We start from the raw sequence: 17,181 nt of genomic DNA, 5'->3' as shown, positions 1-17,181 counted from the left end.
TACGATGTGTGGAGGTCTGGACTTGCCCATGCGCTCTTCGTAGACTGCTGGCACCGGCCTCAGCCTTGAGTTAATAGGGAATCCAGTGTGAATCTGGAGCTGACGCGCAGCGGTAAGGAATGTCAGGGTGATTGCAATTGCAGACACTGTCCTGCGGGATGGGAAGTCATCACCTGCTATGGTTCCCAGCCCGAAGACCTGCCGGTGTGACGTCGCCACTCGTACAGTCATCGCGTGCTATCGATTGTATGCCTGCGGCATCCTTTTTCTTTTGGATGCGATAAAAATGAGTAAAACAAAAGCCTCGCTGTTTGCCTTCAGCGCAACGGCGATTTCCCTCTGGGCGCAAAACGGTGTTGCGCAGGGAAGTGATGACACGCAAATCGTGACCGCCAACCGTTTTCAACAAGCGGTTTCGTCGGTGCTGGCGTCTACCTCAGTGGTGACACGGGATGAGATTGAACTGTGGCAAGCGAAAAACCTTGTCGAGGTCCTTCGTCGCCTGCCAGGCGTTGATATCGCGCAAAGTGGCGGTATTGGGCAGAGCGCTTCAATGTATGTGCGCGGCTCCGAAGCCCGCCAGACATTGATTCTGGTTGATGGCGTCCCTTTTGCTAAGCCTGGTATTACAGGGGTGGCAGACTTCAATCAGATTCCGGTCTCCATTATCCAGCGCGTGGAGTTTATTCGTGGGCCACGATCGTCAGTATACGGAGCGGATGCCATTGGCGGTGTGGTTAACGTCATTACCCAAAATCCAGAGAATCATAATGAACTTTCAGCAGGGATGGGTTCGAAGGGATACCAGGAGTACAGCGGAAGCGTAAACCAGAATGTGACCGATCAAACTCGTCTTACCGTCGCAGGGTCTTACCAGGCGACAAATGGCTATAATATTCAGCCAGATTCGACATCGCCAACTGATCGCGATCGTGATGGCTGGCGCAACAAAGCTTTCTGGGCAGGTGTTGAGCACACGTTTAATGGCCTGTTTTCCGGCTTCTTTCGGGGTTATGGTTACGCTGCGAATGCTGACTACGATGCCGGTTTTCCAGGCGGAACGGATGAGCAGCAAATTTATAACCATTCCTTCGATACCGGCTTGCGCTTCAATAAAGGTGATTATTCATCACAGCTGGTGGCCAGTGACCAAAAGTACAAAATTTATAACTATGTCGGTGCTGACGGACGTTACGCAGATTCTAATACGCTGGATGATATGGAGCAGCGTAACCTGCAGTGGGGGAACGCTTTCGCGATAGGTTATGGCACGGTAAGTGCTGGCCTGGACTGGCAGCGTCAAACGTTGAGTTCGGTCGGGCAGCTTTTTTCTGGTCAACCCAGAGATACGGACAGCTATAAGCAAGATAACACCGGCGCTTATCTGACGACGCAGCAGCAGTTGGGCACGGTTACCCTTGAAGGCGCTTTACGGGGAGACGATAACCAGGATTATGGTCGTCATGGTACGTGGCAAACGGCGGCGGGATGGGAATTTGTACCAGGCTACAAGGCTTCGCTCTCCTACGGTACAGGCTTCCAGGCACCCACTCTGGGTCAGCTGTATGGCCAAAAACATTTTGGCATTAGCGCTAATCCCGATCTCCAGCCAGAGAAGTCAAAGCAGTGGGAAGCCGCGCTTGAAGGGTTAAGCGGACCGGTTAACTGGCGCGTTGCGGCTTATCGTAATAGCGTCACGGACTTGATTGACTATGCTTCAGATCCGGTGACATTCCAGGGCGGCTATTTCAATCAAAAAGCGGTCACGCTAAAAGGTATCGAAGCAACGGCTGACTTCGATACTGGCTTCCTGCACCATCAAATAACCTTAGGCTACCTTGATGCCCGGCGGGATGCCGATGACGAAGTCCTGGCTCGCCGTGCTCGCCAACAGATGAAATATCAGTTAGGCATCACGGTTTATGAAGCTGATATTGATGTCATTTACCAGTATTTTGGCAAGCGTTATGACAATAACACCAGCCAGTACGCAAGCGAGCAACGTCGTTTACCGAGTTACAGCACAGTTGATCTCGCGGTATCGTATCCGGTCACATCACATCTGACCGTTCGTGGTAGAATCGCCAACCTGTTCGATAAAGATTACGAGACAGCGTATGGCTATCAGACTCCAGGAAGAGAGTATTACCTCAACGGAAGCTACAGCTTCTGACCTGCGTCCTACTGTGCTGGTGTTTGACTCCGGCGTAGGGGGGCTTTCTGTCTATGATGAGGTTCGGCAGTTACTGCCGAACCTGCATTATCTTTATGCGTTCGATAATGCCGGTTTTCCTTATGGAGAAAAAACCGAGACCTTTATTGTCGAACGTGTGGTCGCGATTGTTGATGCCATTACTCGCCGGCATCCCATTTCCCTGGTCATTATCGCCTGTAATACCGCCAGCACCGTAACCTTGCCCGCATTACGTGAGCGCTTTGCCTTCCCGGTCGTTGGTGTTGTTCCGGCTATTAAACCTGCAGCACGTCTTACGCGTAATGGTGTGGTGGGGCTGCTTGCAACCCGCGCGACGGTTCGGCGTTCGTACACGCATGAACTGGTGTCGCAGTTTGCCAGCACCTGCAAGATTGAAATGCTGGGTTCAGCCGAACTGGTTGAGCTTGCCGAGGCCAAGCTCCATGGTAATGATGTGTCGCTGGATGAAGTCAGGCGCATCGTGCAACCCTGGTTACGCATGGCCGAGCCGCCGGACACGGTGGTATTAGGATGCACGCACTTTCCTTTACTGCGCGATGAGCTGCAGCACATCCTGCCGGAAGGCACGCGTTTAATTGATTCCGGGGCAGCCATTGCCAGACGTACGGCCTGGTTACTGGAAAATGAAGCACCTGAAGTCCGATCGTCACAGCAAAACGTGGCGTTTTGTACCGAGCTTGATGGTGAGGCCGTACAATTATCACCGGTTTTGCAGCGTTATGGCTTCCCATTGCTTGAAAAACTGGCGCTTTAGCGGCTTTTCGCTGAAAAAAACAGCACTCGGAAAATTAATTGAAATTAGCCCTTGTCAGCCGAAAAGAACTCCCTATAATGCGCCTCCACTGACACGGCACAACGGAATACGAAGCGCCGGGTTAAGTAGGGTTCAGAACGATTCGAACCGGTCAGTTAAGCAAAAATAAGTGCTTGACTGATAAAGCGGAAAGCGTAATATATGCAGCCCGCGCCACAGAGAAGTGTGGCACTGCTCTTTAACAATTTATCAGACAATCTGTGTGGGCACTCGCAGGATTGATATCAGCGTCTCCGGACGTAAAAAATATCAAGTCTCACGAGTGAACACATAATGAAATTCATTATGACGTTTTACAGATGAGCACCGCTGAACTGGTTTCAGCAAATCAAACTTAAATTGAAGAGTTTGATCATGGCTCAGATTGAACGCTGGCGGCAGGCCTAACACATGCAAGTCGGACGGTAGCACAGAGAGCTTGCTCTCGGGTGACGAGTGGCGGACGGGTGAGTAATGTCTGGGGATCTGCCCGATAGAGGGGGATAACCACTGGAAACGGTGGCTAATACCGCATGACGTCGCAAGACCAAAGAGGGGGACCTTCGGGCCTCTCACTATCGGATGAACCCAGATGGGATTAGCTAGTAGGCGGGGTAACGGCCCACCTAGGCGACGATCCCTAGCTGGTCTGAGAGGATGACCAGCCACACTGGAACTGAGACACGGTCCAGACTCCTACGGGAGGCAGCAGTGGGGAATATTGCACAATGGGCGCAAGCCTGATGCAGCCATGCCGCGTGTATGAAGAAGGCCTTCGGGTTGTAAAGTACTTTCAGCGGGGAGGAAGGCATTGTGGTTAATAACCGCAGTGATTGACGTTACCCGCAGAAGAAGCACCGGCTAACTCCGTGCCAGCAGCCGCGGTAATACGGAGGGTGCAAGCGTTAATCGGAATTACTGGGCGTAAAGCGCACGCAGGCGGTCTGTTAAGTCAGATGTGAAATCCCCGGGCTTAACCTGGGAACTGCATTTGAAACTGGCAGGCTTGAGTCTCGTAGAGGGGGGTAGAATTCCAGGTGTAGCGGTGAAATGCGTAGAGATCTGGAGGAATACCGGTGGCGAAGGCGGCCCCCTGGACGAAGACTGACGCTCAGGTGCGAAAGCGTGGGGAGCAAACAGGATTAGATACCCTGGTAGTCCACGCCGTAAACGATGTCGACTTGGAGGTTGTTCCCTTGAGGAGTGGCTTCCGGAGCTAACGCGTTAAGTCGACCGCCTGGGGAGTACGGCCGCAAGGTTAAAACTCAAATGAATTGACGGGGGCCCGCACAAGCGGTGGAGCATGTGGTTTAATTCGATGCAACGCGAAGAACCTTACCTACTCTTGACATCCACGGAATTCGGCAGAGATGCCTTAGTGCCTTCGGGAACCGTGAGACAGGTGCTGCATGGCTGTCGTCAGCTCGTGTTGTGAAATGTTGGGTTAAGTCCCGCAACGAGCGCAACCCTTATCCTTTGTTGCCAGCGATTCGGTCGGGAACTCAAAGGAGACTGCCGGTGATAAACCGGAGGAAGGTGGGGATGACGTCAAGTCATCATGGCCCTTACGAGTAGGGCTACACACGTGCTACAATGGCGCATACAAAGAGAAGCGACCTCGCGAGAGCAAGCGGACCTCACAAAGTGCGTCGTAGTCCGGATCGGAGTCTGCAACTCGACTCCGTGAAGTCGGAATCGCTAGTAATCGTGGATCAGAATGCCACGGTGAATACGTTCCCGGGCCTTGTACACACCGCCCGTCACACCATGGGAGTGGGTTGCAAAAGAAGTAGGTAGCTTAACCTCCGGGAGGGCGCTTACCACTTTGTGATTCATGACTGGGGTGAAGTCGTAACAAGGTAACCGTAGGGGAACCTGCGGTTGGATCACCTCCTTACCTGAAGATACCTTCCCGCGAAGTGCTCACACAGATTGTCTGATAGAAAGTTAAAGAAGCAAGACGGCTGCGAAGTCGAGACACGTCCGTGTCCCCTTCGTCTAGCGGTTAGGACTCCGCCCTTTCACGGCGGCAACAGGGGTTCGAATCCCCTAGGGGACGCCACTTGCTTGGTGACAGGTGAAAGGTGTTGCCCACATATCTTAAAGATGACTTACGAGTCGTGTTTAAGATATTGCTCTTTAACAATCCGGAACAAGCTGAAAATTTGAAACGACGCATTGTCGTGTTCCTCCGTAATAAGGAACACAGGACAACGCGTTCGAGTCTCTCAAAAGCTCATGACACGCAGCGTAAAACGCCTGTGGGTTGTGAGGTTAAGCGACTAAGCGTACACGGTGGATGCCCTGGCAGTCAGAGGCGATGAAGGGCGTGCTAATCTGCGATAAGCGCCGGTAAGGTGATATGAACCGCAATAACCGGCGATACCCGAATGGGGAAACCCAGTGTGACTCGTCACACTATCATGCAGTGAATACATAGCTGCATGAGGCGAACCGGGGGAACTGAAACATCTAAGTACCCCGAGGAAAAGAAATCAACCGAGATTCCCCCAGTAGCGGCGAGCGAACGGGGAGGAGCCCAGAACCATCATCAGCTTGTGCATCAGTGGAAGCGTCTGGAAAGTCGCAGGGTACAGGGTGATACTCCCGTACACAAAGGTGCACAGGCTGTGAGTTCGATGAGTAAGGCGGGACACGTGGTATCCTGTCTGAATATGGGGGGACCATCCTCCAAGGCTAAATACTCCTGACTGACCGATAGTGAACCAGTACCGTGAGGGAAAGGCGAAAAGAACCCCGGCGAGGGGAGTGAAACAGAACCTGAAACCGTGTACGTACAAGCAGTGGGAGCCTTCTTTATGGGGGTGACTGCGTACCTTTTGTATAATGGGTCAGCGACTTATATTCTGTAGCAAGGTTAACCGTATAGGGGAGCCGCAGGGAAACCGAGTCTTAACTGGGCGTTAAGTTGCAGGGTATAGACCCGAAACCCGGTGATCTAGCCATGGGCAGGTTGAAGGTTGGGTAACACTAACTGGAGGACCGAACCGACTAATGTTGAAAAATTAGCGGATGACCTGTGGCTGGGGGTGAAAGGCCAATCAAACCGGGAGATAGCTGGTTCTCCCCGAAAGCTATTTAGGTAGCGCCTCGTGAACTCATCTCCGGGGGTAGAGCACTGTTTCGGCTAGGGGGCCATCCCGGCTTACCAACCCGATGCAAACTGCGAATACCGGAGAATGTTATCACGGGAGACACACGGCGGGTGCTAACGTCCGTCGTGAAGAGGGAAACAACCCAGACCGCCAGCTAAGGTCCCAAAGTCATGGTTAAGTGGGAAACGATGTGGGAAGGCACAGACAGCCAGGATGTTGGCTTAGAAGCAGCCATCATTTAAAGAAAGCGTAATAGCTCACTGGTCGAGTCGGCCTGCGCGGAAGATGTAACGGGGCTAAACCATGCACCGAAGCTGCGGCAGCGACACTATGTGTTGTTGGGTAGGGGAGCGTTCTGTAAGCCGTTGAAGGTGTGCTGTGAGGCATGCTGGAGGTATCAGAAGTGCGAATGCTGACATAAGTAACGATAAACAAGGTGAAAAACCTTGTCGCCGGAAGACCAAGGGTTCCTGTTCAACGTTAATCGGAGCAGGGTGAGTCGACCCCTAAGGCGAGGCCGAAAGGCGTAGTCGATGGGAAACAGGTTAATATTCCTGTACTTGGTGTTACTGCGAAGGGGGGACGGAGAAGGCTATATCAGCCGGGCGACGGTTGTCCCGGTTTAAGCGTGTAGGTGTGTGTTCCAGGCAAATCCGGTTCACTTTACACTGAGGCGTGACGACGAGGCACTACGGTGCTGAAGTGATAAATGCCCTGCTTCCAGGAAAAGCCTCTAAGCATCAGGTAACACAAAATCGTACCCCAAACCGACACAGGTGGTCAGGTAGAGAATACCAAGGCGCTTGAGAGAACTCGGGTGAAGGAACTAGGCAAAATGGTGCCGTAACTTCGGGAGAAGGCACGCTGGCGCGTAGGTGAAGGGACCTGCTCCCCGAGCCGAAGCCAGTCGAAGATACCAGCTGGCTGCAACTGTTTATTAAAAACACAGCACTGTGCAAACACGAAAGTGGACGTATACGGTGTGACGCCTGCCCGGTGCCGGAAGGTTAATTGATGGGGTTAAGCGCAAGCTGAAGCTCTTGATCGAAGCCCCGGTAAACGGCGGCCGTAACTATAACGGTCCTAAGGTAGCGAAATTCCTTGTCGGGTAAGTTCCGACCTGCACGAATGGCGTAATGATGGCCAGGCTGTCTCCACCCGAGACTCAGTGAAATTGAAATCGCTGTGAAGATGCAGTGTACCCGCGGCAAGACGGAAAGACCCCGTGAACCTTTACTACAGCTTGACACTGAACACTGAGCCTTGATGTGTAGGATAGGTGGGAGGCTTTGAAGCGTGGACGCCAGTCTGCGTGGAGCCAACCTTGAAATACCACCCTTTAATGTTTGATGTTCTAACGTAGGCCCGTGATCCGGGCTGCGGACAGTGTCTGGTGGGTAGTTTGACTGGGGCGGTCTCCTCCTAAAGAGTAACGGAGGAGCACGAAGGTTGGCTAATCCTGGTCGGACATCAGGAGGTTAGTGCAATGGCATAAGCCAGCTTGACTGCGAGAGTGACGGCTCGAGCAGGTGCGAAAGCAGGTCATAGTGATCCGGTGGTTCTGAATGGAAGGGCCATCGCTCAACGGATAAAAGGTACTCCGGGGATAACAGGCTGATACCGCCCAAGAGTTCATATCGACGGCGGTGTTTGGCACCTCGATGTCGGCTCATCACATCCTGGGGCTGAAGTAGGTCCCAAGGGTACGGCTGTTCGCCGTTTAAAGTGGTACGCGAGCTGGGTTTAGAACGTCGTGAGACAGTTCGGTCCCTATCTGCCGTGGGCGCTGGAGAATTGAGGGGGGTTGCTCCTAGTACGAGAGGACCGGAGTGAACGCACCGCTGGTGTCCGGGTTGTCACGCCAGTGGCACTGCCCGGTAGCTAAGTGCGGAAAAGATAAGTGCTGAAAGCATCTAAGCACGAAACTTGCCCCGAGATGAGTTCTCCCTGACCCTTTAAGGGTCCTGAAGGGACGTTGAAGACGACGACGTTGATAGGCCGGGTGTGTAAGCGCAGCGATGCGTTGAGCTTACCGGTACTAATGACCCGTGAGGCTTAACCTTACAACGCCAGAGGCGTTTTGGTTGAGAGACGATTAAATTTTCAGCATTGTTTACCGGAAAAGAATTTGCGGAAACGACAGATTTTGCGGCATGAGAAGGCGCAGAGCGATGACGTCAGCGGGAGCATACTGAAGTATGTGACCGTTGCGGCAGAGCGAATGCAACGCGTTCATGGCGTAAAAGAGTCGTTTCGTGCACAAAGAATTTGCCTGGCGGCTGTAGCGCGGTGGTCCCACCTGACCCCATGCCGAACTCAGAAGTGAAACGCCGTAGCGCCGATGGTAGTGTGGGGTCTCCCCATGCGAGAGTAGGGAACTGCCAGGCATCAAATTGAAAACCTGCACGTTACTTCGGGCAGTTCTCTACTCAAAGAGAGTAGGACAAAAGCGAATGCTTTTGAACGCTGCAGAGCAGCGGCCCGAAGGGTGAATCACCGCGTGATTCATCAACTGCCAGGCATCAAATTAAGACCAGTACGCTGGTCGTGACCTTACCGGTGACGCGGAAGGGCGAAACACCTGATATCAGAACGTTTTTCTGACGTCAGTACAGAATCGGTGGAGCGGTAGTTCAGTTGGTTAGAATACCTGCCTGTCACGCAGGGGGTCGCGGGTTCGAGCCCCGTCCGTTCCGCCACCCTTTTTAGGGGCGTAGTTCAATTGGTAGAGCACCGGTCTCCAAAACCGGGTGTTGGGGGTTCGAGTCCCTCCGCCCCTGCCAGAAAGAGAAAAATCCTTTGCTTCGGCAAAGGATTTTTTTTTGCCTGAAGAAAACTAAAAAAGAAAATCAGCCAGCAGAAACTGGCTTAATCCTCTCCCCTCATACCTTTAGTTCGGCACGACAGGAAACTTTAGCAACTGACGAATGTACGTTTGCTGATCGCTGTTTTGTAACCACACCGCATAAAGGGGGCGCACTGCGACAGAAGTATCAGGCATCACCATCAGATCGCTGTACAGGCTTTGCCAGAAATCGGGCAGGAACGCGCAGGCTCCCGTGGTATGCAACAATTCCCGCGTAACCTGCGCTGATGTCGTTGTTAACACCGGCACATCATCTCCGCCGGAGAGATAGCTTTGATGCTGATGAAAGTCTGCTCCCCATTCCACTTTAATGTAGTCATATTTCTCACGCTTTTCCGTCTGCCGTGAGCGAAAAAGCGCCAGTGAAATATGACCGATCTGCTGGCTGGTTAATTCATCCATCTTCGGTGCTTCAGTCGTAATCAATAAGTCCAGCTGACGCTCATGTAGCTGCTTAACCAACAAATGACGCTGTGCCACACGCGCTTCCAGATGCAGGCTCTCACGGTTCTCATAGAGCGTCTTAAGCCAGGGGGTTAAGTAGGCCTCCCATAGCGAGGCACTGGCACCGATAGACAGCTCATGGTGCTGCTGCGTATGTGACACTTCTTTCTTGGCCATCAGCCATGTATTCATCAGACTTTCGGCATAGGGCAGCAGGCGCTCTCCTGCAGAAGTCAGACGTATATTGTTGCGATGTCGGGTAAAAAGATTAACCCCTAGCTGGTTTTCTAACTGGCGGATGCGAAAACTGACAGCAGACTGCGTTAAGTAAAGTGCTTCTGCAGCGCGCCCGAAATGGCGAGTTCTGCTCACTTCCAGGAAAGTTTTCAGTAATTCCGTATCCACATCGTTCTCCCAAAATTTGTTTGTCGTATAGATTTAAATGTTTTGTTTTACACTCTGTCAAGCCTATCTAATACTCCGCGCCATAAATCGCACGGCCATAAGAGAAACAGGAGCGTGTAACATGGCGGAAAGCTTCTCAACGGAAAATCGTTTCTTTGATAACAAACATTACCCACGCGGTTTTTCGCGTCATGGTGACTTTACGATTAAAGAAGCACAGCTACTTGAACGCCACGGTGTTGCTTTTAATGAGTTGGATCTTGCTAAACGCGAGCCGACGACAGAAGAAGAACGTTTGTTCATTGAGGTTTGTCGTGGCGTGCGTGAGCCGCAAACGGAAGCAGAACGTGTATGGTCCAAATACATGACACGTATCAAGCGTCCTAAGCGTTTTCACACGCTGTCAGGCGGTAAGCCACAGATGGACACCGTTGAAGACTACACCGAAAGCGACGATTGATGAGAAGGGGCGAAAGCCCCTTTTTACTGCATGCTTTTATGAAGATAGATCATCAGCCGGTCAATGCTACGATAACTGACGGCTTCCTGAAGATGGTGACGCGTAATCGTCTCTTCACCCGCTAAATCGGCCACGGTTCGAGCCACTTTCAGAATACGTTGCCACGCCCGTACCGATAAGCCCAACTGATTTAAAACCGACTCAAGCCATTTGGCATCCGGCGGGGTAATCTCACACCACTGTAGTACATCCGGATTCGCCAACTGGGCATTGATCTTTCCTGAGCGCGCCATTTGTATCTGACGTGCGGCGAGTACCCGTTCACGCACCTCCGCAGAGCTTTCCCCGGCATGACGTTGCTGACTCAACATTCCGGCAGGAAGTAAGGGCACTTCCAGAGACAGATCAAAGCGGTCGAGGAAAGGACCAGAAAGCTTGCCGAGATAGCGCAGAATCTGCTGCGGCGACGTACGGTTATGCTGGCCTTGATAGTGCCCGGTTGGGCTGGGATTCATCGCGGCGATTAACTGAAAGCGTGCGGGATAAACAACTTTTGCCCTGGCCCGTGAAATCGCCACCTCACCGGATTCAATGGGTTCACGTAATGCATCCAGAACGCTGCGCTGGAATTCAGGCAATTCATCCAGAAACAGCACGCCATTATGGGCCAGCGAGATCTCCCCTGGACGGGGTAACGCACCGCCACCGATGAGAGCATACAGTGAAGCACTATGATGTGGCGCTCTGAAAGGCCGCTTACGCCATTGCTGATGCCAGGGTCCGGCATTGCTCAGGCTGGCAATGGCTGCGCACTCTAAGGCTTCCTGATCGCTTAACGGCGGCATGATGCCGGGTAAGCGCGTGGCGAGCATGGTTTTGCCTGTTCCTGGCGGCCCAATCAGCATCAGGTTATGTCCCCCTGCGGCGGTAATTTCCAGGGCGCGCCGACCCTGTTCCTGACCCACAATATCGCGGAGATCGTCTGTGATGATTTCATCGTGTTCCGTATGGGCGGCTGCAACAGCTAACTCACACTTACCGTGTAAAAAGGCACAGACTTCGATCAAGTGCGCAGCGACTAAGGTCGCACCTTTGCGGATCAAACCCGCATCAGCCTGGTTTTCTGCCGAAAGGATGAGTTGTCGGTTGCCCTCAATCGCCGCCAACGCCGCCGGAATGGCACCCTGAACGCCGCACAGGGCACCGTTAAGGGCCAGTTCACCCAGAAACTCGTGCTGGTCGAGCTTGTCCGCAGGAAGCTGTTCAGAGGCCACCAGAATGGCGATAGCCATGGGCAAATCATAACGACCGCCTTCTTTAGGTAAATCTGCCGGGCCTAAGTTGATGGTGATGCGCCGGGCAGGGAAGTCAAAACCGCTGTTTATGATGGCGCTACGAACGCGCTCACGCGCTTCTTTGACGGTGGTTTCGGGTAAACCCACCAGTGTCAGTGCAGGCAACCCGTTACTGATATGCACTTCAATCGTAACCAGCGGTGCTTCAACACCGATGGCTGCCCGCGTCAGCACCTTTGATAATGACATCGCCGCTCCCAAATACGGCAATTCTGCATGCGGGATTCAGGTACGGCGAAGGGTAAAACAGCGAAATGTACCTTCCCTCGCAAACTTTTTCTTCGTCATACATTGGATTTCTTATTTTGCAGAAGCGTGCTGTGAAACGACGAGGATGCGATCAGCGTCATTTTTTGTCAGCAGCAGCACCTGATGAAATACTCTTTTAATAACAAATTGATAACGAAAGAGTGCAGCCTGACGGAATAAAAAACCTGATAAAAAATGTTGTATTTAGCCTGCTAACTATGATAACTCTGTAGGCATTACTTCGAACGAGTGAAATAATCGAATACGTTATGAAAGCCCTTCTACTAGTGATTAGCCTTGTCGTGATTAGCGTGGTGGTGATTATTAACCCACTGTGCGGGGCAACGCTTGGAGCAAGAAAGGCTTAAAAATCAAGCCAGAACTCTAAAAAACCCCCCGCACCGAAAGGTCCGGGGGTTTTTTTTTGACCTGGCAAAAACTTAGTAAATCTGCAAGGAACAAACAATGAACAGTAGCATAAAATTCTGTTGTTCCCCTAAGGACACAGGAGAATAGCGATGACAGGTGCACAATGGGTAGTTCAGGCTTTACGCGCACAGGGCGTTGATATCGTATTTGGTTATCCTGGCGGTGCAATCATGCCAGTATACGATGCGCTATACGACGGCGGCGTGGAACACCTGTTGTGCCGTCATGAGCAGGGCGCCGTCATGGCCGCTATCGGCTATGCCCGTTCAACCGGCAAAACGGGCGTTTGCATTGCAACATCCGGTCCCGGCGCGACGAATCTGATTACCGGGCTTGCCGACGCCATGATGGACTCCGTTCCGGTTGTCGCGCTAACCGGTCAGGTCTCTTCCGCGTTTATCGGTACAGATGCCTTTCAGGAAATCGATGTTCTTGGCCTGTCATTAGCCTGCACGAAACACAGTTTTATGGTTGAGTCGCTGGACGAGTTGCCTTCCGTCATGGCTGAAGCCTTTGCTATCGCTCAGTCCGGTCGCCCCGGCCCGGTTTTAGTGGATATTCCAAAAGATATCCAGATGGCAAAAGGCGAGCCTTCACCACAGTTGATGCCGGTCGAGGAAGTTATGTCGATGCCGCATCAGGCGATAGTGGAAGCACGGGCGATGATGGCTCAGGCCAAAAAGCCGATGTTATACGTGGGCGGCGGCGTGGGAATGGCGCAGGCAGTACCGGCACTGCGCGCCCTGGCGCAGGAAACCGGCATACCCGCGGTCGCCACGCTGAAAGGGCTGGGAAGTATTGATGCAGACAGCGATTTATATCTGGGTATGCTGGGCATGCACGGCACCAAGGCTGCGAATCTGGCTGTACAATCTTGTGATCTGTTAATTGCGGTTGGCGCACGTTTTGATGACCGTGTAACAGGCAAGCTGGACACCTTTGCACCGCTGGCAAGTGTGATTCACCTTGATGTCGACCCGGCAGAACTGAACAAGCTGCGCCGTGCGCATGTCTCGCTGCAAGGCGATCTTAACCACGTTCTGCCCGCCCTGAGCCAGCCTTTAGAGATTCAGGCATGGCGTGACGAAGTGACCGCACTGAAGGCACAGCATGCATGGCGCTACGATCATCCCGGCGAAGCGATCTATGCGCCGTTGTTATTGAAACAACTGTCCGACCGCAAGCCTGCCAACACCGTGATCACGACCGACGTCGGTCAGCACCAGATGTGGGCGGCCCAGCATATCTCCTGTGACGCGCCTGAAGATTTCATCACCTCCAGCGGATTAGGAACCATGGGCTTTGGCCTGCCCGCGGCGATCGGTGCGCAGGTTGCGCGTCCCAACGATACGGTGATCTGCGTCTCGGGCGATGGCTCAATCATGATGAACATCCAGGAGCTGGGTACGATCAAACGCGGTAAGCTGCCGGTAAAAATCTTACTGCTGGATAACCAACGCCTGGGTATGGTCCGCCAGTGGCAGCAGCTGTTTTTTGATGGCCGCTACAGCGAAACCATCCTGACCGATAACCCCGACTTTCTTACCCTGGCCAGCGCGTTTGATATCCCCGGCCAGCGCATCACCCGTAAAGATCAGGTCGACGCCGCGCTCGATGCTCTGCTGAGCAGTGAAGGCCCTTACTTCCTGCATGTTTCAATCGATGAGCATGAAAACGTCTGGCCATTGGTACCGCCTGGTGCCAGCAACGCCAACATGATGGAGAAAACCGTATGAACCAGCATCAATTGTCTATCGAAGCGCGCTTTCGACCTGAAATATTGGAACGTATTTTACGTGTTGTACGCCATCGTGGCTTTCAGGTGTGTTCCATGAACATGGCCACTGTCGCTAACACTGAAAACATTAATATCGAAATGACCGTTGCCAGCCAGCGCTCTGTCGATTTACTGTCTTCCCAGCTAAGAAAACTGATGGATGTCGCCTGCGTCCAGATTCAACAACAGACATCACAACAAATACGCGCGTAGTCGCTATAGGAAATAATAATGAGCACGAAGAAAGCAGACTTTATTTGGTTCAACGGCGAAATGGTTAAGTGGGAAGAGGCAAAAGTCAGCGTGATGTCTCACGCGTTGCACTACGGCACATCGGTATTTGAAGGCGTTCGCTGCTATGACTCCCATAAAGGGCCGGTTGTATTCCGTCACCGCGAGCACATGCAGCGCCTGCACGATTCCGCCAAAATCTACCGTTTCCCAATCAAACACAGCGTTGATGAACTGATGGAAGCCTGCCGTGAAGTCATTCGCGTCAACAACCTGAAAAGCGCCTATATCCGTCCGCTGGCTTTCGTCGGTGATGTGGGACTGGGCGTGAACCCGCCGGATGGCTTTACGACCGACGTGATCATTGCGGCCTTCCCGTGGGGCGCTTATCTGGGTGCTGAAGCGCTGGAAAACGGCATCGACGCCATGGTTTCCTCATGGAACCGTGTTGCGCCAAACACGCTGCCAACCGCGGCGAAAGCAGGCGGCAACTACCTTTCCTCACTGTTAGTGGGCAGCGAAGCACGTCGCCATGGCTACCAGGAAGGGATCGCGCTGGATACCAATGGCCTGATCTCAGAAGGGGCAGGCGAAAACCTGTTCGAAGTGAAAGACGGTGTGCTGTTCACCCCGCCGTTTACCTCATCTGCACTGCCGGGCATCACCCGCGATGCCATCATTACGCTGGCGCGGGATATGGGCATCGAAGTGCGTGAACAGGCACTGTCTCGTGAATCGCTCTACCTGGCCGACGAAGTCTTTATGTCCGGCACCGCAGCAGAAATCACCCCAGTACGCAGCGTGGATCGTATTCAGGTCGGTGCAGGCAAATGTGGACCGGTGACCAAACGCGTTCAGCAGGCCTTCTTCGGCCTGTTCACCGGCGAGACTGAAGACAAATGGGGCTGGCTGGACCCGGTTAACGCATAACCAGACCTGCGCGGATGTCGCTGGATGTCCGCGAACTTATTTTCACTGGAGTAAAGAGCATGCCTAAGTACCGTTCCGCTACCACCACCCACGGCCGCAACATGGCCGGTGCCCGTGCCCTCTGGCGCGCAACAGGAATGACCGACGATGATTTCGGCAAACCGATTATCGCCGTCGTGAACTCCTTCACCCAGTTTGTACCGGGCCACGTTCACCTGCGTGATCTGGGTAAGCTGGTTGCCGAGCAAATCGAAGCGGCTGGTGGCGTGGCCAAAGAGTTCAATACGATCGCGGTGGATGACGGTATTGCCATGGGCCATGGCGGCATGCTGTATTCTCTGCCTTCCCGGGAACTGATTGCTGACTCCGTCGAGTACATGGTGAATGCACACTGTGCCGATGCCATGGTCTGCATCTCAAACTGCGACAAAATCACCCCAGGCATGTTGATGGCGTCACTGCGCCTGAACATTCCGGTTATCTTTGTGTCCGGTGGCCCGATGGAAGCCGGTAAGACCAAGCTGTCCGATCAGATCATCAAGTTAGATCTGGTTGATGCGATGATTCAGGGCGCCAACCCGAACGTCAGCGATGCCGACAGCGAGCAGATCGAACGTTCCGCCTGTCCGACCTGCGGTTCCTGTTCGGGCATGTTCACTGCGAACTCCATGAACTGCCTGACTGAAGCGCTGGGCCTGTCTCAACCGGGTAACGGTTCTCTGCTGGCCACCCACGCCGACCGTAAAACGCTGTTTATCAACGCCGGTAAGCGTATCGTTAGCCTGACTAAACGTTATTACGAGCAGGACGATGCCAACATGCTGCCGCGTAACATCGCTAACAAGGCCGCGTTTGAAAATGCCATGACGCTGGATATCGCCATGGGCGGCTCCACCAACACCGTGTTGCACTTGCTGGCTGCCGCGCAGGAAGGCGAGATCGACTTCAATATCTCTGATATCGATCGCCTGTCGCGCAAAGTGCCTCAGCTGTGCAAAGTCGCACCCAGTACCCCGAAATATCACATGGAAGATGTGCACCGTGCCGGTGGCGTGATCGGTATTCTCGGCGAGTTGGATCGTGCCGGACTTATCGACACCAGCGCACGCAACATCCTGCAGCAAAGCATGCGTGAAACGATCGATCAGTACGACATCATGCTGACCCAGGATCAGGCAGTGAAGGACATGTTCCGCGCGGGCCCGGCCGGTATTCGCACCACACAGGCGTTCTCACAGAATTGCCGTTGGGACACGCTGGATGATGACCGTGCTGAAGGCTGTATCCGTACGCGCGAAAACGCGTACTCGCAGGACGGCGGTCTGGCTGTGCTGTACGGCAACATCGCCGAAGATGGCTGTATCGTGAAAACGGCGGGCGTAGACAAAGAGATTCTGACCTTCAGCGGCCCGGCCAAAGTGTATGAGAGCCAGGATGATGCAGTCGAAGCTATTCTCGGCGGCAAAGTGGTTGCGGGTGACGTTGTGGTGATTCGCTACGAAGGGCCTAAAGGCGGACCGGGCATGCAGGAAATGTTGTATCCCACGACCTACCTGAAATCAATGGGGCTGGGTAAAAGCTGTGCGCTGATCACCGACGGTCGCTTCTCAGGCGGTACGTCCGGCCTGTCAATTGGCCACGCCTCACCGGAGGCCGCGAACGGCGGCACCATCGCTCTGGTCAAAGATGGCGATACGATTGAAATCGATATCCCGAACCGCGGTATCAAATTGGCCGTGCCGGATAATGAATTGCACGCGCGCCGTGAAGAACAGCAGGCTCGTGGCGACGACGCTTACACGCCGGTGAATCGTCAGCGTGAAGTGTCGTTTGCACTGCGTGCCTATGCATCGCTCGCCACCAGTGCCGACAAAGGTGCAGTGCGCGATAAGAGTAAGCTGGGAGGCTAAA

General features: G+C 53.4%; 10 protein-coding genes, 3 tRNA genes, 3 rRNA genes and 1 riboswitch. Of the genes, 14 read left to right on the top strand and 2 right to left on the bottom strand.

Annotated elements, in window-relative coordinates:
* Positions 1-37 precede the first annotated feature (37 nt).
* Positions 38-221: riboswitch (cobalamin riboswitch) on the top strand.
* A gap of 65 nt (positions 222-286) precedes the next feature.
* From btuB to A6A26_RS04485, 8 genes are all read left to right on the top strand, one after another.
* On the top strand, positions 287-2,173 hold the full coding sequence (gene btuB / locus A6A26_RS04525) for a TonB-dependent vitamin B12 receptor BtuB (RefSeq protein ID WP_063877656.1): 1,887 nt from the start codon (positions 287-289) through the stop codon (positions 2,171-2,173).
* A complete protein-coding gene (murI, locus tag A6A26_RS04520; protein ID WP_063877655.1) occupies positions 2,118-2,969 on the top strand; it encodes a glutamate racemase in 852 nt (283 codons plus the stop codon). Before btuB ends, murI begins: the two co-directional genes overlap by 56 nt.
* A gap of 396 nt (positions 2,970-3,365) precedes the next feature.
* A 16S ribosomal RNA gene (locus A6A26_RS04510) occupies positions 3,366-4,905 on the top strand.
* A gap of 90 nt (positions 4,906-4,995) precedes the next feature.
* Positions 4,996-5,070, top strand: a tRNA-Glu gene (locus A6A26_RS04505).
* A gap of 210 nt (positions 5,071-5,280) precedes the next feature.
* Positions 5,281-8,187 (top strand): 23S ribosomal RNA (locus A6A26_RS04500).
* 208 nt (positions 8,188-8,395) lie between these two features.
* A 5S ribosomal RNA gene (gene rrf, locus A6A26_RS04495) occupies positions 8,396-8,511 on the top strand.
* Together the 16S, 23S and 5S rRNA genes with 3 tRNA genes alongside form the textbook arrangement of a ribosomal RNA operon.
* Positions 8,512-8,746: 235 nt before the next feature.
* Positions 8,747-8,823 (top strand) — tRNA-Asp (locus A6A26_RS04490).
* 8 nt (positions 8,824-8,831) lie between these two features.
* A tRNA-Trp gene (locus A6A26_RS04485) sits at positions 8,832-8,907 on the top strand.
* A 107-nt stretch (positions 8,908-9,014) separates the two neighbouring features.
* On the opposite strand, the gene hdfR is transcribed toward A6A26_RS04485, so the two are convergent.
* The gene (gene hdfR / locus A6A26_RS04480; protein ID WP_063877653.1) at positions 9,015-9,839 is read right to left on the bottom strand and encodes an HTH-type transcriptional regulator HdfR; all 825 of its coding nucleotides are present in this window, start codon (positions 9,837-9,839) and stop codon (positions 9,015-9,017) included.
* Positions 9,840-9,960: 121 nt separating this feature from the next.
* Here hdfR and A6A26_RS04475 point away from each other — a divergent pair, with 121 nt between their 5' ends.
* On the top strand, positions 9,961-10,299 hold the full coding sequence (locus tag A6A26_RS04475) for a MaoP family protein (RefSeq protein ID WP_063877652.1): 339 nt from the start codon (positions 9,961-9,963) through the stop codon (positions 10,297-10,299).
* Between the two features lie 23 nt (positions 10,300-10,322).
* Here the strand turns inward: A6A26_RS04475 and A6A26_RS04470 are convergent, their stop codons facing one another.
* Positions 10,323-11,843, bottom strand: a complete 1,521-nt coding sequence (locus tag A6A26_RS04470) for a YifB family Mg chelatase-like AAA ATPase (protein WP_063877651.1) — start codon at positions 11,841-11,843, stop codon at positions 10,323-10,325.
* Between the two features lie 329 nt (positions 11,844-12,172).
* Between A6A26_RS04470 and ilvL the strand changes: the two genes are divergently transcribed.
* The 5 genes from ilvL to ilvD all read left to right on the top strand — a co-directional run bounded on the left by ilvL (position 12,173) and on the right by ilvD (position 17,180).
* Positions 12,173-12,271, top strand: a complete 99-nt coding sequence (ilvL, locus tag A6A26_RS24610) for an ilv operon leader peptide (RefSeq protein WP_071785161.1) — start codon at positions 12,173-12,175, stop codon at positions 12,269-12,271.
* A gap of 150 nt (positions 12,272-12,421) precedes the next feature.
* The gene (ilvG, locus tag A6A26_RS04465) at positions 12,422-14,068 is read left to right on the top strand and encodes an acetolactate synthase 2 catalytic subunit (protein ID WP_063877650.1); all 1,647 of its coding nucleotides are present in this window, start codon (positions 12,422-12,424) and stop codon (positions 14,066-14,068) included.
* Positions 14,065-14,322, top strand: a complete 258-nt coding sequence (ilvM, locus tag A6A26_RS04460; protein WP_063877649.1) for an acetolactate synthase 2 small subunit — start codon at positions 14,065-14,067, stop codon at positions 14,320-14,322. The genes ilvG and ilvM overlap by 4 nt, the downstream gene beginning before the upstream one ends.
* An 18-nt stretch (positions 14,323-14,340) precedes the next feature.
* Positions 14,341-15,270 carry a branched-chain amino acid transaminase gene (locus A6A26_RS04455; protein ID WP_063877648.1) on the top strand — a complete coding sequence of 310 codons (930 nt, stop codon included), beginning with the start codon at positions 14,341-14,343 and terminating at the stop codon, positions 15,268-15,270.
* 59 nt (positions 15,271-15,329) lie between these two features.
* A complete protein-coding gene (gene ilvD, locus A6A26_RS04450; RefSeq protein WP_063877647.1) occupies positions 15,330-17,180 on the top strand; it encodes a dihydroxy-acid dehydratase in 1,851 nt (616 codons plus the stop codon).
* Position 17,181 lies beyond the last annotated feature (1 nt).

The sequence above is a fragment of the Pantoea sp. OXWO6B1 genome, assembly GCF_001641135.1.
GTDB classification, from domain to species: Bacteria; Pseudomonadota; Gammaproteobacteria; order Enterobacterales; family Enterobacteriaceae; genus Pantoea; species Pantoea allii.
Note: the sequence above shows the minus strand (reverse complement) of the source record. Positions and strands in the feature narration are given on the sequence as shown.

Excerpts from the sequence above, each read along its gene's own strand:
- A6A26_RS04455 (WP_063877648.1), top strand. The coding sequence starts at position 14,341 with ATGAGCACGAAGAAAGCAGACTTTATTTGGTTCAACGGCGAAATGGTT.
- btuB (WP_063877656.1), top strand. The coding sequence starts at position 287 with ATGAGTAAAACAAAAGCCTCGCTGTTTGCCTTCAGCGCAACGGCGATT.
- ilvG (WP_063877650.1), top strand. The coding sequence starts at position 12,422 with ATGACAGGTGCACAATGGGTAGTTCAGGCTTTACGCGCACAGGGCGTT.
- murI (WP_063877655.1), top strand. The coding sequence starts at position 2,118 with ATGGCTATCAGACTCCAGGAAGAGAGTATTACCTCAACGGAAGCTACA.
- A6A26_RS04475 (WP_063877652.1), top strand. The coding sequence starts at position 9,961 with ATGGCGGAAAGCTTCTCAACGGAAAATCGTTTCTTTGATAACAAACAT.
- ilvM (WP_063877649.1), top strand. The coding sequence starts at position 14,065 with ATGAACCAGCATCAATTGTCTATCGAAGCGCGCTTTCGACCTGAAATA.
- ilvL (WP_071785161.1), top strand. The coding sequence starts at position 12,173 with ATGAAAGCCCTTCTACTAGTGATTAGCCTTGTCGTGATTAGCGTGGTG.
- ilvD (WP_063877647.1), top strand. The coding sequence starts at position 15,330 with ATGCCTAAGTACCGTTCCGCTACCACCACCCACGGCCGCAACATGGCC.
- A6A26_RS04470 (WP_063877651.1), bottom strand. The coding sequence starts at position 11,843 with ATGTCATTATCAAAGGTGCTGACGCGGGCAGCCATCGGTGTTGAAGCA.